The sequence below is a fragment of the Ruminococcus albus 7 = DSM 20455 genome, from assembly GCF_000179635.2.
GTDB classification, from domain to species: Bacteria; Bacillota; Clostridia; order Oscillospirales; family Ruminococcaceae; genus Hominimerdicola; species Hominimerdicola alba.
Window position 1 is genome coordinate 2460146 of sequence record NC_014833.1, and the last position, 16098, is coordinate 2476243.

The following is a 16098-nucleotide window of genomic DNA, read 5'->3' on the forward strand; positions in this document are numbered from 1 at the left end:
ACCTCCCTGATATCAAATATCACCGTACCCGCTGTCTGTCTGATCAAGCATCTGACTTCTCCTGCGTTCTGACTGAGTGCGGATCAGATAAGAAACCTGATCCTCAAAAATGCCATCGAGCCTGCGGGTCAGCTGTACAGTTACGACTGCGAAAACCAGCGAAAGTGAATCTGTCAATATAAATCTTACAATATCTCCCGCCGAGCCGCCAAACACGATACCTGCAGCTGTTCTTCCTGCCTGAGCAGCAAAAAAAGCAGATGCGGTAAAGAGAAGCGAAAGTGAAGTCTTTGTTCTGACTTTTTCTTTGCCGAACGCTTTGAAAAAGAACATCGCCGCCAGTGCAAAACAGTTGCCTATACAGTAGACAGCCGTCTGTCTTAATCCCGCACCGGACACAGCACACAGTGTAAGTCCTCCTCCGAGTGCGTGAAGTGCAGCGTAGCCTCCCCAACGCATCATAACGATACAAACAATGGCGATAGTCGGCGAAAGAACATAAAGCTCATCGGGAAACCACGACCTTGCTGCAGCACCTATCAGCGCTTCTGAAACGACCAGCAACATAAGCATGATCACAAGATCTATGGTCCTGTATTGTTTCAACGATAAATTCATTATCATCATTCCTTTTATGGTGCAGTTGTCTTTCTGCTTAATTATTTTAACTTATAATCATTGAAAAGTACATCACAAAATAAGATATATTTATGGACGATACGGATAATATGGATAATTATTTAAGATATTTACCCTGAAAAATTTCCACAAATACAATACACAACGAGGTTTATCATTGTGTACTTTGACAGTCTATAATGCAGCTTTTGACTAAAAAAGGCAATTTATGAGCATATAAACAGCATCGTCGCAATTAATGAGTGTTGCTGCGTATATTCACAAATCAGCACAGTTTACAAAACCCATGTACGTTATTATCCATTTTCTACAGACTTCTCAGATATTCGTCCATAGTATCTGCCACTTGTTTTGAGTAATTTACGGCTTCAACTACAGTTCTCGCACCGCGTACAACATCACCTGCAGCAAAAATACCATCTCTGGTAGTCTTTCCGTAAGTATTGGTTACGAGGAGTCCCCTGTCGGTAACATCAAGACCTGTTGTGGTAGAAACTATCCTGTCGCGAGGACCTTGCGATACAGCGATAATAGTCGAATCTGCAGGATACAGTTTTTCACTGCCCTCGATACGCTTCCTGTTTCCTTCCTCATCCTTTTCAACACTTACAAATATTGTTCCGTTATCAGTTATCTCAACAGGCTCTACTCCCATAACGAAATCCACACCGTCAAATTTAGCGTACTCGACTTCTGTTACGCTGGCAGCAAGTTTTTCCGATCTTGAGAATACTGTAACCTTTTTGCATCCGTGTCTCAGTGCAGTACGTGCAACATCCATAGCAGAGTTGCCTGCGCCGATAACATTAAGCGTTTCGCCCAAAGTATAAACATCGGGATTGGTAAGGTAGTTTATTGCAAAATGCACATTTCCAAGGCTTTCACCTTTGATATGCAGAGTATTCGGTTTCCAGACTCCGGTACCTATGAATATAGCCTTGTAGCCGTCACGGAAAAGATCATCAATGGTTATGGTGGTACCGATGGAGGTATTCGGACGTATTTTTATACCCAGGGAAATCATGAGCTTTTTATACCTCTCCAGCAATTGCTTAGGAAGTCTGAACTCCGGTATACCATAGCGAAGTACTCCGCCTATCTTCTCACGTGATTCAAATAACGTTATGTTATATCCGCGCTGAGCAAGAAGTATAGCTATGGTAATACCTGCAGGACCTCCGCCGATGACACCTACATGGATATTGTTCTTTTTGATCTCACCGAACTGAAGCTTATCAAAATAAGTATCACTGATATAATTCTCAATATCGCTGAAATGCACAGGAGAGCCCTTGCGTCCGAGAACACAATTACCCTCACACTGATTATCGTGATTGCATATCAGAGAGCATATAACGCTGAGAGGATTATTCTCAAAAAGCATACCGCCAGCCTTATCTATATCACCATCAAGAAAGGTTCTAATAACATCCGGTATAGGCGTACTTATAGGGCATCCCTTTTTACATCCGGGATTTTTACAGTTAAGACATCGTCTAGCTTCGGTTATGATATTGAATGCCATATTATCACCTTTCCTTCCTTATCTGATTAGCATATTTCTTAGGAGAGCATCCGAAGTATTTTTTGAAAACTCTTGAAAAATAGAGCGAATCAGAATATCCGCAGATATATGCTATCTCTGAAATATTCTGCTCAAGACTCTCCGTTGAACACAGAAGCTTTTCAGCCATCTGTATCCTCAGACCTGTAAGATAATCATGGGGTGTCATACCCATCTCACTTTTGAAAAGCTTTCTCAGATAATCATAGCTGAAAGGAACTGTTCTGAGATATCTGTCAAGCCTGTAATCAGGATCGCTGAAATTCTGCATGATATTATTCTTTATCTCATCAACTATCCCATGCATGGGTTTTACATTTTTGAAAGCGTTTACATAATTGACTATAAGATTTCCGAGTGCACCTATGATAAGCTGCTTGCTTTCGATATCACTGTTGAAGAAATAGAATGCATCCCTGAAAGCAGAAAGGATATGTTTATCACTGTCATCAGTAAGGATAAGCGGCTCCTTTAAATGAAAAGTCGCATCTGCGATATGGATATGGATATTAGTAAAACCTTCCTCGCTGAAATTAGTATGAAGCATCTGAGGGGGGATCAGAACTATATCTCCCTCTCCGTATTTTAGAACTGTTTCCTTGAATTCAAATTGCCCCTGACCGCTTGTACAGTATACAAGCTCCCACTCAGTATGACTATGCTGCTTGGTAGAAAAAGTGATCAGGTGCTTACCTGCATACACTATACTGTTCATGACTTTCCTCCAAAAATACACTTTACATTACACCTTATTTTCCGTGCCCTTAACACGGGCGTGCTGACAACTGAGCCTTACACCTCCTGATCAAAAGCTTTCAAAAGCTGCCTCATCTCATCATCACCGATAACAGTGCTCCACGGAACACGGTCCGACGGGATACGACCGTACTCAGCAAATCTGGCAGTCTTATCCCTGCCCGAGTCGTTCCAGCTGTCGAAGCCTGCCGCAGCGATATGTCTGCCGTATGTACAATCAATAAACGTACACTTACCGTGATCTCTCCACGGGCGGGCAAGATAGACAGAGCCATCCGGAACTTTATCTTCACAGGTAAATATGCACTCATTGAACACGAAACCAACCTTTTGTTCATATCCATGTGCAGGTGCTGCTGTGAACCCATGCCCTCTTACGTCATAAACAGAATGGATCTCACATCTGTCAAAGAGAGCGGTGGCACAGCCGAATATAAAATCCACATTACCTGCGATAAAACAGTCCCTGAATATCTGCCTCATGGTACCGCCTGCACGAAGCGTGCTTTTCAGAAAGCCGTAATATCTGATTATCAGATCTGATGGCAGCGGTCCGCAGAACACAGTATCCTGAGTTGAGATAAAACGGCAGTTATAAGCCCTGAAGCCGTCGGCACACACAGTAAGTGCGACCTCCTGACCCTTTATCTCGGGATAAAGGGCATCATTTTCAACTGTGATATTGCGGAAAGTCACCCGCGGAGCCAGCACAGCGACTGTATATGTCCTGAACGTGTTGTATTCTACCCCTTTTTCATCCGGCTTGGTTGCATAGTCATCCCATACTATCTTTGTTTCTCCGGCAATATCACCAACTATTTCGATATCAGGCACAGTTATCTCGATCTTCTCTCGATATGTACCGGGTGCAAGTATAAACCGCGTACCCTTTTCAGCCGATCTGATCGCCTTGGAAATGCTCATGTCAGATGATAATTTTACAACATTCATCGCTAACTCCTTACAGGTCAAAACGGATATGTGTCCGTTCTGCCAAGATCCGAACAATCCATAAACTTATGGATCATGGTATAATATTACAGTATTTACAGTTCCATTTCTATAATTTTTCTTATCTATTTTATAGATAGTTTATGTTTTTTAACATCGGGTTTCAAAGAATCAAATAAATTAAGCTGTTTTCTTGATGCATATTACACAAATTTTAATCCACTTTGCGGTAATTTACCTGTGATCTGACCAAAAGTTCTACATTCTATGTAAATTGCAAACAAAATTGCAGCATACAACGACCTTCTTTTATATATTTTAGCTTATTACACCAAATTTTACAATACAAATAGCGTTTTAAAAATGGACAAATCGGACATATGAAATCAAATGAAAATATTTGAAAGTCAATATTTTTATATATAAAAATTTACTTCACGTCATTATTAACATTAACAATATTTATTTTTGTCAAATTCGACTAATAAAAAAAGACCGTGCAGATCTATCTACACGGTCACGTAAACATATTATCCGCTAAAAAGCCCTGAATCAGTGCTTTTTAAGTATTTTTTTACCTTTGATATAAGCAGATATCATCGAAATATCAGTAACGTTAACATTACCGTCACCGCTAACATCTGCTCTCGCCTTGCGTTTTTCGCTGAGAGACTTGACTCCTTTTACATGACCAGCCGTCATAGCAAGGTCAACTATATTTACAATATCATCACCGTTAACATCGCCGGGAGCAGTTTCATCACCTGTTGTATCGTCATCATCCTCACCAAAGATTATATCCGGAGTGTCAGGATCAAGAATCTCATATTTCAGATCATTCAGAACAGCGTAGATATACGCCTTTGAGTTCATATAGCATCCGATCTTGAAACCGCTGAGCTTGGTATAAACTGCCGACTCACTGTCACCAATGGTAAAACCGAAGGCTGCATCCTCTATTTCAGCTGTATTCGCAGGTATATTTACCGTTTTAAGAGAAGTACAACCAAGAAATGCTTCATACTTGTATGTAACGCCTACATCAGGTAAAGTAACCAATGTAAGAGCTGTACAATCAGCAAAAGCAGCTTCTCCCACTGTTTTTAAAGATGCAGGAAGATTTAGCTTTTTAAGTGATGAACATCCGCTGAAGGCACATACACCGATAGTCTTGACAGAATCGGGTATCGACACTGATGTCATTGATTCGCATTCCATAAATGCGCTGTTACCGATAGATAACACAGTGGAAGGTATAGTTACCGAAGTTATGGCATCGCACTGAAAAAATGCATTATCAGCTATGGAAACAACTTTTTTACCGCTAATTTTCGAGGGTATAGCGACCTTGCCCCCGTTACCTGTGTAAGCTGTTATAGCTACACCGCCGCTGACAGCCTCATAGTTAAAATCACCGTAAGAATCAGCATAAGCAGTTATGTTATCTGTTTTTTCAGTAATGGGCAGTACTCCGCTGCCGCCGATAATGAATACAGCTGCCGCAAGGCAAGCTGCCAGTCTTTTATTTAACATAGTTCCTCCGATCAATATATTACAAAATGATTACATTACTTTACTATTATACCCTAATACCTAATTTCTGTCAATTGCCATAAATGCAGAAGAAAGCCCGAAAAGACAAGCTTTTTCGGGCAATTTCATCAATTTTACGTTCATAACGCATTTTAATCATTCAGGACACAACAACCTAGCGCCTTATGTATCTGATCTTCAAATCATCCATTTACAAAAACTGCCTTATTCCCCGCAGGGACAAGGCAGATAGATTATGAAATCACTTTTCAAATGCTTTAACAGCATTGAGTTTCTGCTCATAGATGGTCTTAGCAGAACCGAAAGCAGTTGATGCTGCCTGAGCGGAAGCCACTCTGTCACTGACATTCTGCTTTGCAGCTTCAAGTGCAGATGAAACACGGTTGAACTGATCTTCTGCAGCTTCTGTGCTCTTACCCTTGATCGCGCTGCTATAGTAGCTGTTGAACTTATTGGCAAAATCCTTTACAGACACAAGATTACCTGCATCATAGCCTTCATCACAGAAAAGAACATTATGAACATTTCCCTTCTTATGGCTGAAACCGAACCCTGCACCCTTATGAGCTTCATTTATAAGGCTGAGATAATTTCCGCCCTGTGAATCCTTTTCATCATAATACCATATTGTGAAAGGATCATCAAAACCGATAGCAAGATCTTCGTCAAGACCTGTACCGTTTGAATTATTGCTGTCAGCAGCATAAAGATCGTTATTGAGGGCTGCCAGAGCCATAAGCTTGCAGCTTACTCTGATCTCGGGCATACCTTCAGCGACCCTTACCTGATTTACAAATTTAAGATAATCCACGCTTTTCTTCATACATTCAAGTGAAGCAGCATCAGCAGGATCTGCAAAATTAACAAGAGAGATAAGGTCAGAACCGACAAGTGTATCAACTCCCATCTGATCACCAACGCTCTCAAAGAAACCCAGCATACCCTTATTGTAGTTTTCCTTCTGGCTTTCATCATAATTGCGGTTAGCTTCATCAAGCTTTGCCTTTGCAGAATCATATTCGTTCTGCAGCTGATCTCTTCCAGCCTTGGCTTCATCAAGAGCTGTATTACACTGATTTAGCTTTTGTTCTGCCTGCTCATACTTTTCTTTAGCAGCATCCAGCTCATCCTGTGCTTTCTGTTTTCTTTCTGCTATCAACTCTGCCGTTGAAGCTCCGGAAGCATTTGCATCGGTATTGCGGCGGTTGTTGATCCTCTGGGTGGACTGAGTCACTATGATGTCGCCATATTCATAAGGCGCACTCTCATCACCGTCTAAAGCGATCTCAGATTCGTTACCGTTCTCATTTTCAACATCGCTGTCCTTCGCTGTATCCTCATTGAATCCGGTGACATTACTCTTATGCGAGAGGCTCTTCTCTGAGCGCTCGATCGACATCGGATCTTTTCTTAGCGAGTGTCTTATAACAAGTCCTGAAAATGCTACTACAACAATAACAACTATACCTATCCAAAGTTTAAGACTGTGTTTAACCATTTTATACCTCACTTTTCATAATTAGTGCGATTCACTCTCCTAATTGAATACAATGAATATTATAGCACAATGGAATAAATAATTTTAATACAGTTAGTGAATAAATAGTGAACCCACAAATTTGAGTGTAATTCTTTTAAGCTAACAAATGTTTCCAGCTGTCGTAATTGCACAATTAATCGTGAAAAAAGTGTTTTTTATAAATGAACGGTTAAAAAGGCACCCCTTTCGGAGTGCCTTTATATCATTCGGTATCAGTTGTATTTTTGTCTTTTTCAAGAGTAAAGAAACTGTCATTCTTATGTTCGCCATAAGTAGAGATATAAGCCTTTTTAATGATGATATCCTTTTTGGGGCGCAGATCTTCATCTTCCTTAACTACTTCAGAACCGCATATAGCATCATAAGCCTCAAAACCGTCATAGACCTGAGCGAATACTGTATACTGCTGAGAGAAATTAGGTACACCGCCTTTCAGCTTAAAGGCTTCTACAAGTTCCTTGTTTCCCCCTGCATCATCAAGTTCAGCCTTGAATTCATCCGTAAATTCAACAGTATCAACAAACAGGATCCTACTGCCTGACATTACCTTTTTATCAAATATACTTCCGCCTTTATCACCATAGGAGATAAGAGCACCCCTGAAAGGCCACAGATCCTTGTGAAGTTCGGAATCTATGGAAGTTTTATCAGTATCTGAGGTTTCAGTGCCGTCAGAGGCCTTCGAGCCGCCCATGAAATACACGTCCTTCTGTACAGCAAATACGTAAGTACCGTCATAGTAACCATCATTGACAAGATCCTCGAAGTACTGAACGAACTTGGGAGCCTGATCGGGATAAAGAACAGCTGTGAAATTACCTTCAGATGTTTCAAATACTACAACCGGCGCATCATCCTTCGGCACCTGATACTGTATAAGTTCAACATTTTCAGGATCGAGCCTTCCGCCTGATCTCATCCTCTGGCAAGCGCTGAAAAGAGAGAACGCCAGTACAAAAGCAAGAGCTATCATGGAGAAATTGAAATAGATCCTGAAACGTCGTCTGCGCTGCTGATCGTAATAATTATTCTTAGTATTCTTTTTTTCCATCATATCCTCCGCTTAAAGCTTAGTTATGGTAGTGCCCTGACGAGTTTCCTTGACCTCATATCCAAGTGCGGTTATCTTATCGCGGAGCTCATCTGCTTTTGCAAAATCCTTAGCCTTTCTGGCAGCCTGTCTTTCCTCAACAAGAGCCATGACCTCAGCAGGGATATCAGCAGAGCTGTTCTTCTCATTCAGCTTATTAGCAGCAGCAATAAGACCTACACAAAGTACCTTGTCGATATCTTCGATAGCTGCCAGCTTTGTAGCTGCAGAAGCATCGGATTTGAGTATATCATAGATGACAGTCATGCCGTTTGAAGTATTGAGGTCTTCATCCATAGCTGCTGCGAAAGCGGCTTTGAGCTCATCTTTTTTAGCGGCATCTGCAGGTGCTGCATCCTTTTCGTTCAGCAGTGCAGCGATCCTTGCTGTCAGCTTATCATAAGCAGTCTTTGCATTGTCAAGGTTCTCCCAGGAGAACACCAGTGACTTTCTGTAGTGTGACTGTAGGCAGAAAAATCTGTAAACAAGGGGATCGTAGCCCTTTTCTTCAAGCAGTGACACTGTCAGGAACTCGCCCTTTGACTTGGACATCTTACCTGTATCGGTATTAAGGTGATGCACATGGAACCAGTAGTTGCACCATTTGTGTCCGATATAAGCCTCTGACTGTGCTATCTCATTAGTATGGTGTGGGAAGATATTATCAACGCCGCCGCAGTGTATATCAAGCTTATCACCCAGGTTCTTCATAGAGATACAGCTGCACTCGATATGCCAGCCGGGATATCCAACGCCCCATGGAGATTCCCATTTAAGCTCCTGATCATCGAATTTGGATTTTGTGAACCACAGCACGAAGTCTGCCTTGTTGCGCTTATTGGTATCTTCCTCAACGCCCTCACGTACACCTACTTCCAGATCTTCAGCGCTGAAATTATGGAAAACATAATATTCGTCCAGCTTTGAAGTATCAAAGTAGATATTTCCGCCTGCCTCGTAGGCATAGCCCTTTTCAATAAGTGAAGAGATGACCTTGATGAACTCATCGATGTATGTAGTTGCAGGTGCGACAACATCAGGGGTCTTGATATTGAGCTTAGCGCAGTCAGCGAAGAAAGCATCGGTATAGAACTTAGCTATCTCCATGACAGTCTTATGCTCACGCTTTGCTCCCTTGAGCATTTTGTCATCGCCTGTATCACCGTCAGAGGTGAGATGTCCCACATCTGTTATATTCATTACACGCTTAACATCAAGACCTGTCCAGCGCATATACTTTTCGAGAACATCTTCCATGATATAGCTTCTGAGGTTGCCTATATGTGCATAGTGATACACGGTAGGACCGCAGGTATACATAGATACCTTACCTGCCTCGTTCGGAACAAATTCCTCTACCTTATGGCTTAGTGTGTTATAGATCTTCATTATATGTTACCTCCATATATATTACTTGGTTTTACCTGTGATCTCCATTCTTACGGGCTTTTTGAAATTAAGTTCATTTACACCCGTTACGCTGAACCAGCTGAACTCACCACCGAACAGCGAGTATGCATCATCCATTAGTGCAGCTTCGTCCTTGAAAAACTTTCTGCGCTGGATGATCTTCGATTCAGTTTCATAAGCTGACAGCCATCCTGCGCTGTCAGCAAGACAAACAGCATAATAGCAGTATGGATTGATCTTCCCTCCCGTATGCTCAGCAAAAGTTCTCTGCTGTTCATCAGTAATCGGTGTACGCTTGTATGACTTAATCTCAAGTCTGCGGAAACTGTCAAAGTAATTGACGAACATACGGTAGCCTTCCTTATCACCGAAATATGTCATAAGTATATCGTACCAATCCGCATTGGGTTCATCATAAGTCAGTGAACACCTGATATAATCCGTGAACAATCTCCAGTCTGCAGGCAGAAGAGAATACTTCTCGGGACTGTCGCTCAGTATGCCGTTAGATGCTTTGCAGAAGTCATATCCGAACTGGAAATATCTCAGCGCTGTAAGATTCTCACCGCCCGTAAACAAATACGGTTTTGCAAGAATATATTCGATCAGTTTGATAGTGTCCATTTATTCACCCTCTTGATCAAGGCGTTTTTCAAGTTCTTCGATACGTTTTTTTAGACGATCGATCTCAAGTCTTTCCTTGCACAGCTCCAGCGAAACAGGGTCAGGGATATGGACCTGGTCAAGATCGAGGGTACGCTTGCCGTTCTGCTTTACTACCCTTGCGGGTACGCCTACACAAGTGCAGTTTTCAGGAACAGGTTCAAGCACCACAGCATTCGCAGCTATCTTTGAATTATCACCAACTTTGAAAGGACCCAGAACTTTAGCACCGCAGCCTACCATGACGTTATTGCCCAGTGTAGGGTGTCGCTTGCCCTGATCTTTTCCGGTACCGCCAAGGGTACATCCCTGATACAGCAGGCAGTTATCGCCTATCTCAGCTGTTTCACCAATGACAACACCTGCGCCGTGGTCTATTAGCAGACCCTTTCCTATCTTTGCACCCGGGTGTATCTCAATACCGGTAAGAAAACGAGCTGTCTGAGATATCAGCCTTGCAATAAACTTGAAGTTTTTTAAATAGAACCAGTGAGCCACACGGTACATAGCAACAGCGTGAAGACCCGAGTATGTCAGTATCTCCAAAGTACTTGTAGCCGCAGGGTCTCTCTCTTTGATAGAGCGTATCTCCTCTTTATAGGTGCTTATTATCCTGCCGATAAAATTGCTCATTACCTATCCTCCGTATCCGCCGAAAGTCTGCCTTTCAGCATATCACACGTCTCTACATCCTCGTAGACGCTAAAGAAACATTTATTTTCTATATCAAACATATACAGTATATACAACAAAAGCCTCCGAACACGCATACAAGCGCATTCGGAGGCGTATTTAACCGCTGTCCCACTCCGTTTCACTGTACAAAATATTGTACAGCCTTGAGATCCTTAACGCGGATAAACGTGGAGAGATACTGAGCTATAAATGCCGTTCCCTTCTCCCTGCTGTCAGCCGCACTTCCCTCCGCCACGGCTTAGCCTTGCACCAAACGGCTCTTCTCTTTACGCCATAGATGCGGGGTACTCTTGCTGATACGCATTTTCGTGGTATTCAATTATTCGTTGGGGTCAATATATTTACCGTAAGCTTTAAGATAAATACCGCCTGATATAACAGTAAGCACAACTGCTATCCAAATAAGCAATTCGTTTATAAGGAATACAGGGTGTGTCCAGTTGAGATCGGGTGCACCCTTCAGCTCGGGATAGACGATCTGCAGGAACATTATGGCGATCATAGCCACCATAGTGAAAGCTGTCTTCAGCTTGCCCCAGATACCTGCGGCAACCACAACTCCTTCTCCTGCGACCACAAGCCTGAGTCCTGTAACCATGAACTCACGGGCAAGTATGATAACTACCGCTACGGGATCTATCCATCTTTCAAAAGTAAAGCATATCAGTGCCACCATAACAAGCAGCTTATCCGCCAGGGGGTCAAGGAACTTGCCGAATGTTGTCACAAGATTCTGTGATCTTGCTATCTTGCCGTCCAGCATATCCGTAAGTGAAGCGATGATGAAAACAGCCATCGCAAGCGCTGTGTGCAGCCTGGGTCCTATCTCAAACCAAAGCATGAATAACATAAAGAACGGTATAAGTATGACCCTGAGTACCGTCAGCTTATTTGGCAGATTCATTTTCTTCATGGAAAGCCCTCCTTATTCCGTTACAGTTCCCAGCAGATCATAGTCAAGGGTATCAAAAAGCTCGACCTTGACATACTGACCCACAGCGACTTTTTTCTCGGATGTAAAGAATACCTTTCCGTCTATATCGGGAGCATCAGCTGCCCCTCTGCCGAAATAGCATTCGGCATAACGGTCAAAACCTTCACAGACTATCTCAACTGTTTTGCCCAGCTGAGCCTGATTGTATCTGTCTGCTACCAGCATCTGCTCCTGCATTATTATATCAGCACGCCTGTTTCTGGTCTGTTCATCGACCTGATCGGGCATGGAATAAGCCTTGGTACCTTCCTCGGGAGAATATGCAAAACAGCCGAGTCTTTCAAAGCCCACGTTCTTAACGAACTCACACAGTTCCTCAAACTGAGCTTCTGTCTCACCGGGAAATCCTGCGATAAGCGTTGTTCTGAGAACTATGTCAGGTATCCTTGCACGAAGCTTCTGTATCAGCTCCAGAAGATACGCTTCACTGCCCACACGGTTCATCCTTTTAAGTATCTCCGCGTTACAATGCTGAATCGGCATATCTATATATTTTACAAGCTTTTCTTCACTTGCGAGGACATCAATGAATTCATCGCTTATACGTTCGGGATAGCTGTAAAGAGTTCTTATCCATTTAAATCCATCTATTTCACAAAGCTTTTTCAGGAGTTCGGGAAGCATTGACTTACCGTAAAGATCCTCACCATAGCGTGTAGTATCCTGTGCTATAACAACAAGCTCGGTAACACCGTGTTCAGCCAGCCATTTTGCTTCTTCAAGGATATCTTCCATCTTTCTGCTGCGGAACTTTCCTCTTATCGCCGGGATAGCGCAGTAAGTACAGCAGTTTGAACATCCCTCTGCTATTTTAATATATGCAAAGAACGGCTCAGTCGATATCAGTCTGCCGCCCTCCATAGGAAGATCGGTCTTACTGCCGTATGCACATATACTTTCCTCAGTACGGTAGATATCCCTTATTATATCGGCTATATTACCGTTTGAGCCAAGACCTACTACTGCATCAAGCTCCGGTATCTCCTTTTTCATCTCATCACGGTAACGCTCTGCCAGACAGCCCGTTGCTATTACGTGCTTGATCCTGCCTTCCTGCTTCAGGGTGCAGAATTCCAGTATAGTATCGATCGCTTCCTGCTTTGCAGATTCAATAAACCCGCAGGTATTAACGATGACAACATCTGCCAGTGCGGCATCACTTACAAGCTCATAGCCCTCTTTTTTCAGGTCAAATAACATATGCTCAGCATCGACCTGATTTTTGGGGCAACCAAGAGAAACCATTCCCACTCTTGTAGACATAAAATAAGAACTCCTATCGATTTATCTTTCCGTTCAATTACATTATTATATTATAACACCTTTTTTCTGATTTGTAAAGGGTTGAAAAAATATTTTTACATTATGTGGCATATCATACTAGATATCAGAAAAAACAACAGTCCTTTCAGCTCTGCGTTATCCTGCATGGCTGAAAAGACCGGTCATATCTAGCTCAACAGATCTTACCCTCGCAGGATACTTCTATAGAACCATCACCAAGAAGTTCGATCATAACACCTTCACCAAGCGCACCGTTTTTTGCAGATACAGAAATGCTCAGCACAAGTCCGTCATCATCCTCATCCACAAAGGCGCTTTCGATCTCCATGATCTCTTCGATCTGAGCGGAGGTAAGCAGCGGATATTTTTTCTTGTCATACTTTCCGTCGCGCTTGATTATCTCAGCCAGCTTTGATTTATTACGCTCTACCCTGCCCAGTTTATCAGCGATATCAGAAATATTATCCATTATATCCTGCTGATCTTCCATATAAAAAAGCACCTTGACCGGCTTTCCCCATATCTCATAGGATATCTCAAAGGCTTCCTGTTCCTCATTATATCTTATCTTATCCATAGTCTACTCCTCCTCGCCATATTCTTCCTCTATATCCCGCAGTACGTCTCTGATAAGATCATAGCTGTAACCATATCTTACAAGAGAATTCTTAACGCGGTTGACCCCTTTTTCATCATCAAGATAACGAAGAAACTTTTTCTCCACCAGTTCATAAAGGCGGTCATACCAGGTATTCTCCTCATCTTCATCATATTTATCAAGCACATCATTTATGACCTCTGCAGTAAGACCTTTTGTGCGCATCTCACGGAAAGCCCTTGTTCTGCCGAATTTTTTGACCTCAACATAGTGCCTTGCAAGACCCTCTGCATAGCGCCTGTCATTTACGGCACCCAGCTCTACCATTTTATCAAGCACGCGGTAACAGGTATCTTCCGAATAGTTCTTTTCCAGCTTACGGAAAAGCTCAATATACGAATAATCCTTATAATCCAGCAGATACAGTGCCCTTTCACGCGCCTTGCGGTATTCCTCCTCAGCTTTGATCTCTTCCCACGCAGACAAAGGCAGACTGATGCCTGCCTTTAAATTATATCTGCTGACGATATCGCGGTTGAGAAACTCAGCGTCCCTGTCCTCGAACTCAATGATGTAAGTAGCGCCTTTGTATACAGAAACGTTGGTGATACTGAGCATTTTATTCACCGAGAGATCCTATATCTATAGGAGCAAATTCTTCAAAATCCTCTTCCGCAGAACTATCTGGTTCAGATGCCTCTGAGATACCTGCACCTGCATTAGCCTTTTCTTCAAGCTTTGACTTCTTATCGTTCTTCTGACCTGCTGCAGCGATCATTTCTGCAGACGAAGCCTTGATCTTGTTTTCGATCTCAGCCATAATATCTGGATGATCGAGAAGGAACTGCTTGGAATTGTCCCTGCCCTGTCCCAGCTTATAATCCTCATAGCTGAACCATGCGCCGCCCTTCTTGACGATGCCAAGATCTACAGCGGTATCAAGCACCTCACCCACACGGGAGATACCCTTGCCGTACATGATATCGAACTCACACTCCTTGAAAGGAGGAGCCACCTTGTTCTTTACGACCTTACATTTAGTCCTGTTACCGAGGACTTCTCCACCGTCCTTTATCTGCTCGCCGCGTCTTACTTCGATACGCACCGAAGCGTAGAACTTCAGTGCACGTCCGCCCGGAGTAGTTTCTGGGTTGCCGTACATTACACCTATCTTCTCACGCACCTGATTAATGAATACGCAGGTGGTGTTTGATTTTGAAACAACGCCAGTCAGCTTTCTCATAGCCTGTGACATAAGTCTTGCCAGCTGACCTACGTGAGTATCGCCCATTTCACCGTCGATCTCAGCCTTTGTTACCATAGCTGCAACGGAGTCGATAACTATACAGTCGATAGCACCCGATCTTGCCAGCGCTTCAGCGATCTCCAGTGCCTGTTCACCGCTGTCGGGCTGTGATACAAGCATACTGTCTATATCAACACCCAGGTTCTTGGCATATACAGGGTCAAGTGCGTGCTCAACGTCTATGAAAGCGACCTCGCCGCCCATTTTCTGAGTTTCAGCGATAATATGCAGTGCAACTGTTGTCTTACCTGAGGACTCGGGTCCGTATATCTCAATGATACGTCCACGGGGAACTCCACCGATACCGAGTGCCATATCCAGCATCATGGAACCTGTGGGTATAGCCTCAACGTCCATGGCTCTTGCATCGCCAAGCTTCATTATAGCGCCCTTTCCGAACTGCTTCTCGATGAATGCGATAGCAGTTTCAAGAGCCTTCTTCTTTTCCTCAGCGTCTGTGATGTTGTGGACCTTGACGTCCTTTTCCTTTTTCTTCTTATCGATAGCCATATTTTTTATTTCCTTTCAAAATTGAATTTTATCGGAAATCTTTCTTTCCTGCATATATTATAACACATTAACTGTCCCTTTGTACGGACTGCAAGTGATTTTTTGCCATATTTATGATTTGAGTACCGAATTTTGTACGCTTAGCGTTAAGTGTACTTTCTGATGTACTCCAAACGTTTTTTACGACGTTCTGCACCGTTTTTCTTATGAAAAAAGTTATCCTGAAGACTTCTTTTTCTCATAAGTGCATGATATATAGCCATATGTCCACTGAGTTCGGATCCTGCATCAAACAGAATACCCCATGGCCTTGCGGGCCGTTTGGCACACATGGGACAACCAGGATCTCCGCAGACATCTTCTACCCATGTATCACAGGCTAAACAGGCTTTAGCATCATACATCGGGAAATCGTACAGAATACCACCGCAGTTATCACATACAAAACCTGTTTCAAAAGCAAAGCCCTCATTTACAAGCCTGCGGAGTTTTGATCTGCGTTTCAGATAGTTCTTCCTGTTTTTCAAAAAGCATCACCGCCGA

At 42.9% G+C, this 16098-nt stretch carries 16 protein-coding genes; all 16 read right to left on the reverse strand.

The features are described from left to right. Window positions 1-12 precede the first annotated feature (12 nt). Entirely contained in the window at window positions 13-618 is a 606-nt protein-coding gene (locus RUMAL_RS11125) for a hypothetical protein (RefSeq protein WP_013498840.1), read from the reverse strand. Window positions 619-946: 328 nt separating this feature from the next. Further along, window positions 947-2164 (reverse strand): NAD(P)-dependent oxidoreductase, encoded by a 1218-nt coding sequence (locus tag RUMAL_RS11130; RefSeq protein WP_013498841.1) that lies wholly within the window; start codon window positions 2162-2164, stop codon window positions 947-949. A gap of 4 nt (window positions 2165-2168) precedes the next feature. After that, the gene (locus RUMAL_RS11135) at window positions 2169-2918 is read right to left on the reverse strand and encodes an AraC family transcriptional regulator (RefSeq protein ID WP_013498842.1); all 750 of its coding nucleotides are present in this window, start codon (window positions 2916-2918) and stop codon (window positions 2169-2171) included. A gap of 77 nt (window positions 2919-2995) precedes the next feature. Next, on the reverse strand, window positions 2996-3910 hold the full coding sequence (locus RUMAL_RS11140; protein WP_013498843.1) for a pectinesterase family protein: 915 nt from the start codon (window positions 3908-3910) through the stop codon (window positions 2996-2998). Window positions 3911-4462: 552 nt separating this feature from the next. After that, on the reverse strand, window positions 4463-5443 hold the full coding sequence (locus RUMAL_RS11145; protein WP_013498844.1) for a leucine-rich repeat protein: 981 nt from the start codon (window positions 5441-5443) through the stop codon (window positions 4463-4465). A 262-nt stretch (window positions 5444-5705) separates the two neighbouring features. Continuing rightward, a complete protein-coding gene (locus RUMAL_RS11150) occupies window positions 5706-6962 on the reverse strand; it encodes a hypothetical protein (protein WP_013498845.1) in 1257 nt (418 codons plus the stop codon). A 244-nt stretch (window positions 6963-7206) separates the two neighbouring features. Beyond that, on the reverse strand, window positions 7207-8055 hold the full coding sequence (locus tag RUMAL_RS11155; protein WP_013498846.1) for a peptidylprolyl isomerase: 849 nt from the start codon (window positions 8053-8055) through the stop codon (window positions 7207-7209). A gap of 12 nt (window positions 8056-8067) precedes the next feature. Next, window positions 8068-9483 (reverse strand): cysteine--tRNA ligase, encoded by a 1416-nt coding sequence (gene cysS, locus RUMAL_RS11160; protein ID WP_013498847.1) that lies wholly within the window; start codon window positions 9481-9483, stop codon window positions 8068-8070. A 21-nt stretch (window positions 9484-9504) separates the two neighbouring features. After that, a complete protein-coding gene (locus RUMAL_RS11165; protein WP_013498848.1) occupies window positions 9505-10128 on the reverse strand; it encodes a hypothetical protein in 624 nt (207 codons plus the stop codon). Further along, on the reverse strand, window positions 10129-10800 hold the full coding sequence (gene cysE / locus RUMAL_RS11170; RefSeq protein WP_013498849.1) for a serine O-acetyltransferase: 672 nt from the start codon (window positions 10798-10800) through the stop codon (window positions 10129-10131). Between the two features lie 382 nt (window positions 10801-11182). After that, on the reverse strand, window positions 11183-11776 hold the full coding sequence (pgsA, locus tag RUMAL_RS11175; protein ID WP_013498850.1) for a CDP-diacylglycerol--glycerol-3-phosphate 3-phosphatidyltransferase: 594 nt from the start codon (window positions 11774-11776) through the stop codon (window positions 11183-11185). 12 nt (window positions 11777-11788) lie between these two features. Then, entirely contained in the window at window positions 11789-13120 is a 1332-nt protein-coding gene (gene rimO / locus RUMAL_RS11180) for a 30S ribosomal protein S12 methylthiotransferase RimO (RefSeq protein WP_013498851.1), read from the reverse strand. A gap of 193 nt (window positions 13121-13313) precedes the next feature. Then, entirely contained in the window at window positions 13314-13718 is a 405-nt protein-coding gene (locus RUMAL_RS11185) for a hypothetical protein (RefSeq protein WP_013498852.1), read from the reverse strand. A 3-nt stretch (window positions 13719-13721) separates the two neighbouring features. Continuing rightward, window positions 13722-14357: a regulatory protein RecX gene (locus tag RUMAL_RS11190; RefSeq protein WP_037303853.1), complete on the reverse strand. Its 636-nt coding sequence runs from the start codon at window positions 14355-14357 to the stop codon at window positions 13722-13724. Window position 14358: 1 nt separating this feature from the next. After that, entirely contained in the window at window positions 14359-15555 is a 1197-nt protein-coding gene (gene recA, locus RUMAL_RS11195; protein WP_013498854.1) for a recombinase RecA, read from the reverse strand. Window positions 15556-15701: 146 nt separating this feature from the next. Further along, on the reverse strand, window positions 15702-16082 hold the full coding sequence (locus RUMAL_RS11200) for a hypothetical protein (protein ID WP_013498855.1): 381 nt from the start codon (window positions 16080-16082) through the stop codon (window positions 15702-15704). Between the last annotated feature and the right edge of the window lie 16 nt (window positions 16083-16098).

Bases quoted from the DNA above. Each gene is read 5' to 3' on its own strand.
- RUMAL_RS11125 (WP_013498840.1), bottom strand. From the start codon at position 618: ATGAATTTATCGTTGAAACAATACAGGACCATAGATCTTGTGATCATG.
- RUMAL_RS11130 (WP_013498841.1), bottom strand. From the start codon at position 2,164: ATGGCATTCAATATCATAACCGAAGCTAGACGATGTCTTAACTGTAAA.
- RUMAL_RS11135 (WP_013498842.1), bottom strand. From the start codon at position 2,918: ATGAACAGTATAGTGTATGCAGGTAAGCACCTGATCACTTTTTCTACC.
- RUMAL_RS11140 (WP_013498843.1), bottom strand. From the start codon at position 3,910: ATGAATGTTGTAAAATTATCATCTGACATGAGCATTTCCAAGGCGATC.
- RUMAL_RS11145 (WP_013498844.1), bottom strand. From the start codon at position 5,443: ATGTTAAATAAAAGACTGGCAGCTTGCCTTGCGGCAGCTGTATTCATT.
- RUMAL_RS11150 (WP_013498845.1), bottom strand. From the start codon at position 6,962: ATGGTTAAACACAGTCTTAAACTTTGGATAGGTATAGTTGTTATTGTT.
- RUMAL_RS11155 (WP_013498846.1), bottom strand. From the start codon at position 8,055: ATGGAAAAAAAGAATACTAAGAATAATTATTACGATCAGCAGCGCAGA.
- cysS (WP_013498847.1), bottom strand. From the start codon at position 9,483: ATGAAGATCTATAACACACTAAGCCATAAGGTAGAGGAATTTGTTCCG.
- RUMAL_RS11165 (WP_013498848.1), bottom strand. From the start codon at position 10,128: ATGGACACTATCAAACTGATCGAATATATTCTTGCAAAACCGTATTTG.
- cysE (WP_013498849.1), bottom strand. From the start codon at position 10,800: ATGAGCAATTTTATCGGCAGGATAATAAGCACCTATAAAGAGGAGATA.
- pgsA (WP_013498850.1), bottom strand. From the start codon at position 11,776: ATGAAGAAAATGAATCTGCCAAATAAGCTGACGGTACTCAGGGTCATA.
- rimO (WP_013498851.1), bottom strand. From the start codon at position 13,120: ATGTCTACAAGAGTGGGAATGGTTTCTCTTGGTTGCCCCAAAAATCAG.
- RUMAL_RS11185 (WP_013498852.1), bottom strand. From the start codon at position 13,718: ATGGATAAGATAAGATATAATGAGGAACAGGAAGCCTTTGAGATATCC.
- RUMAL_RS11190 (WP_037303853.1), bottom strand. From the start codon at position 14,357: ATGCTCAGTATCACCAACGTTTCTGTATACAAAGGCGCTACTTACATC.
- recA (WP_013498854.1), bottom strand. From the start codon at position 15,555: ATGGCTATCGATAAGAAGAAAAAGGAAAAGGACGTCAAGGTCCACAAC.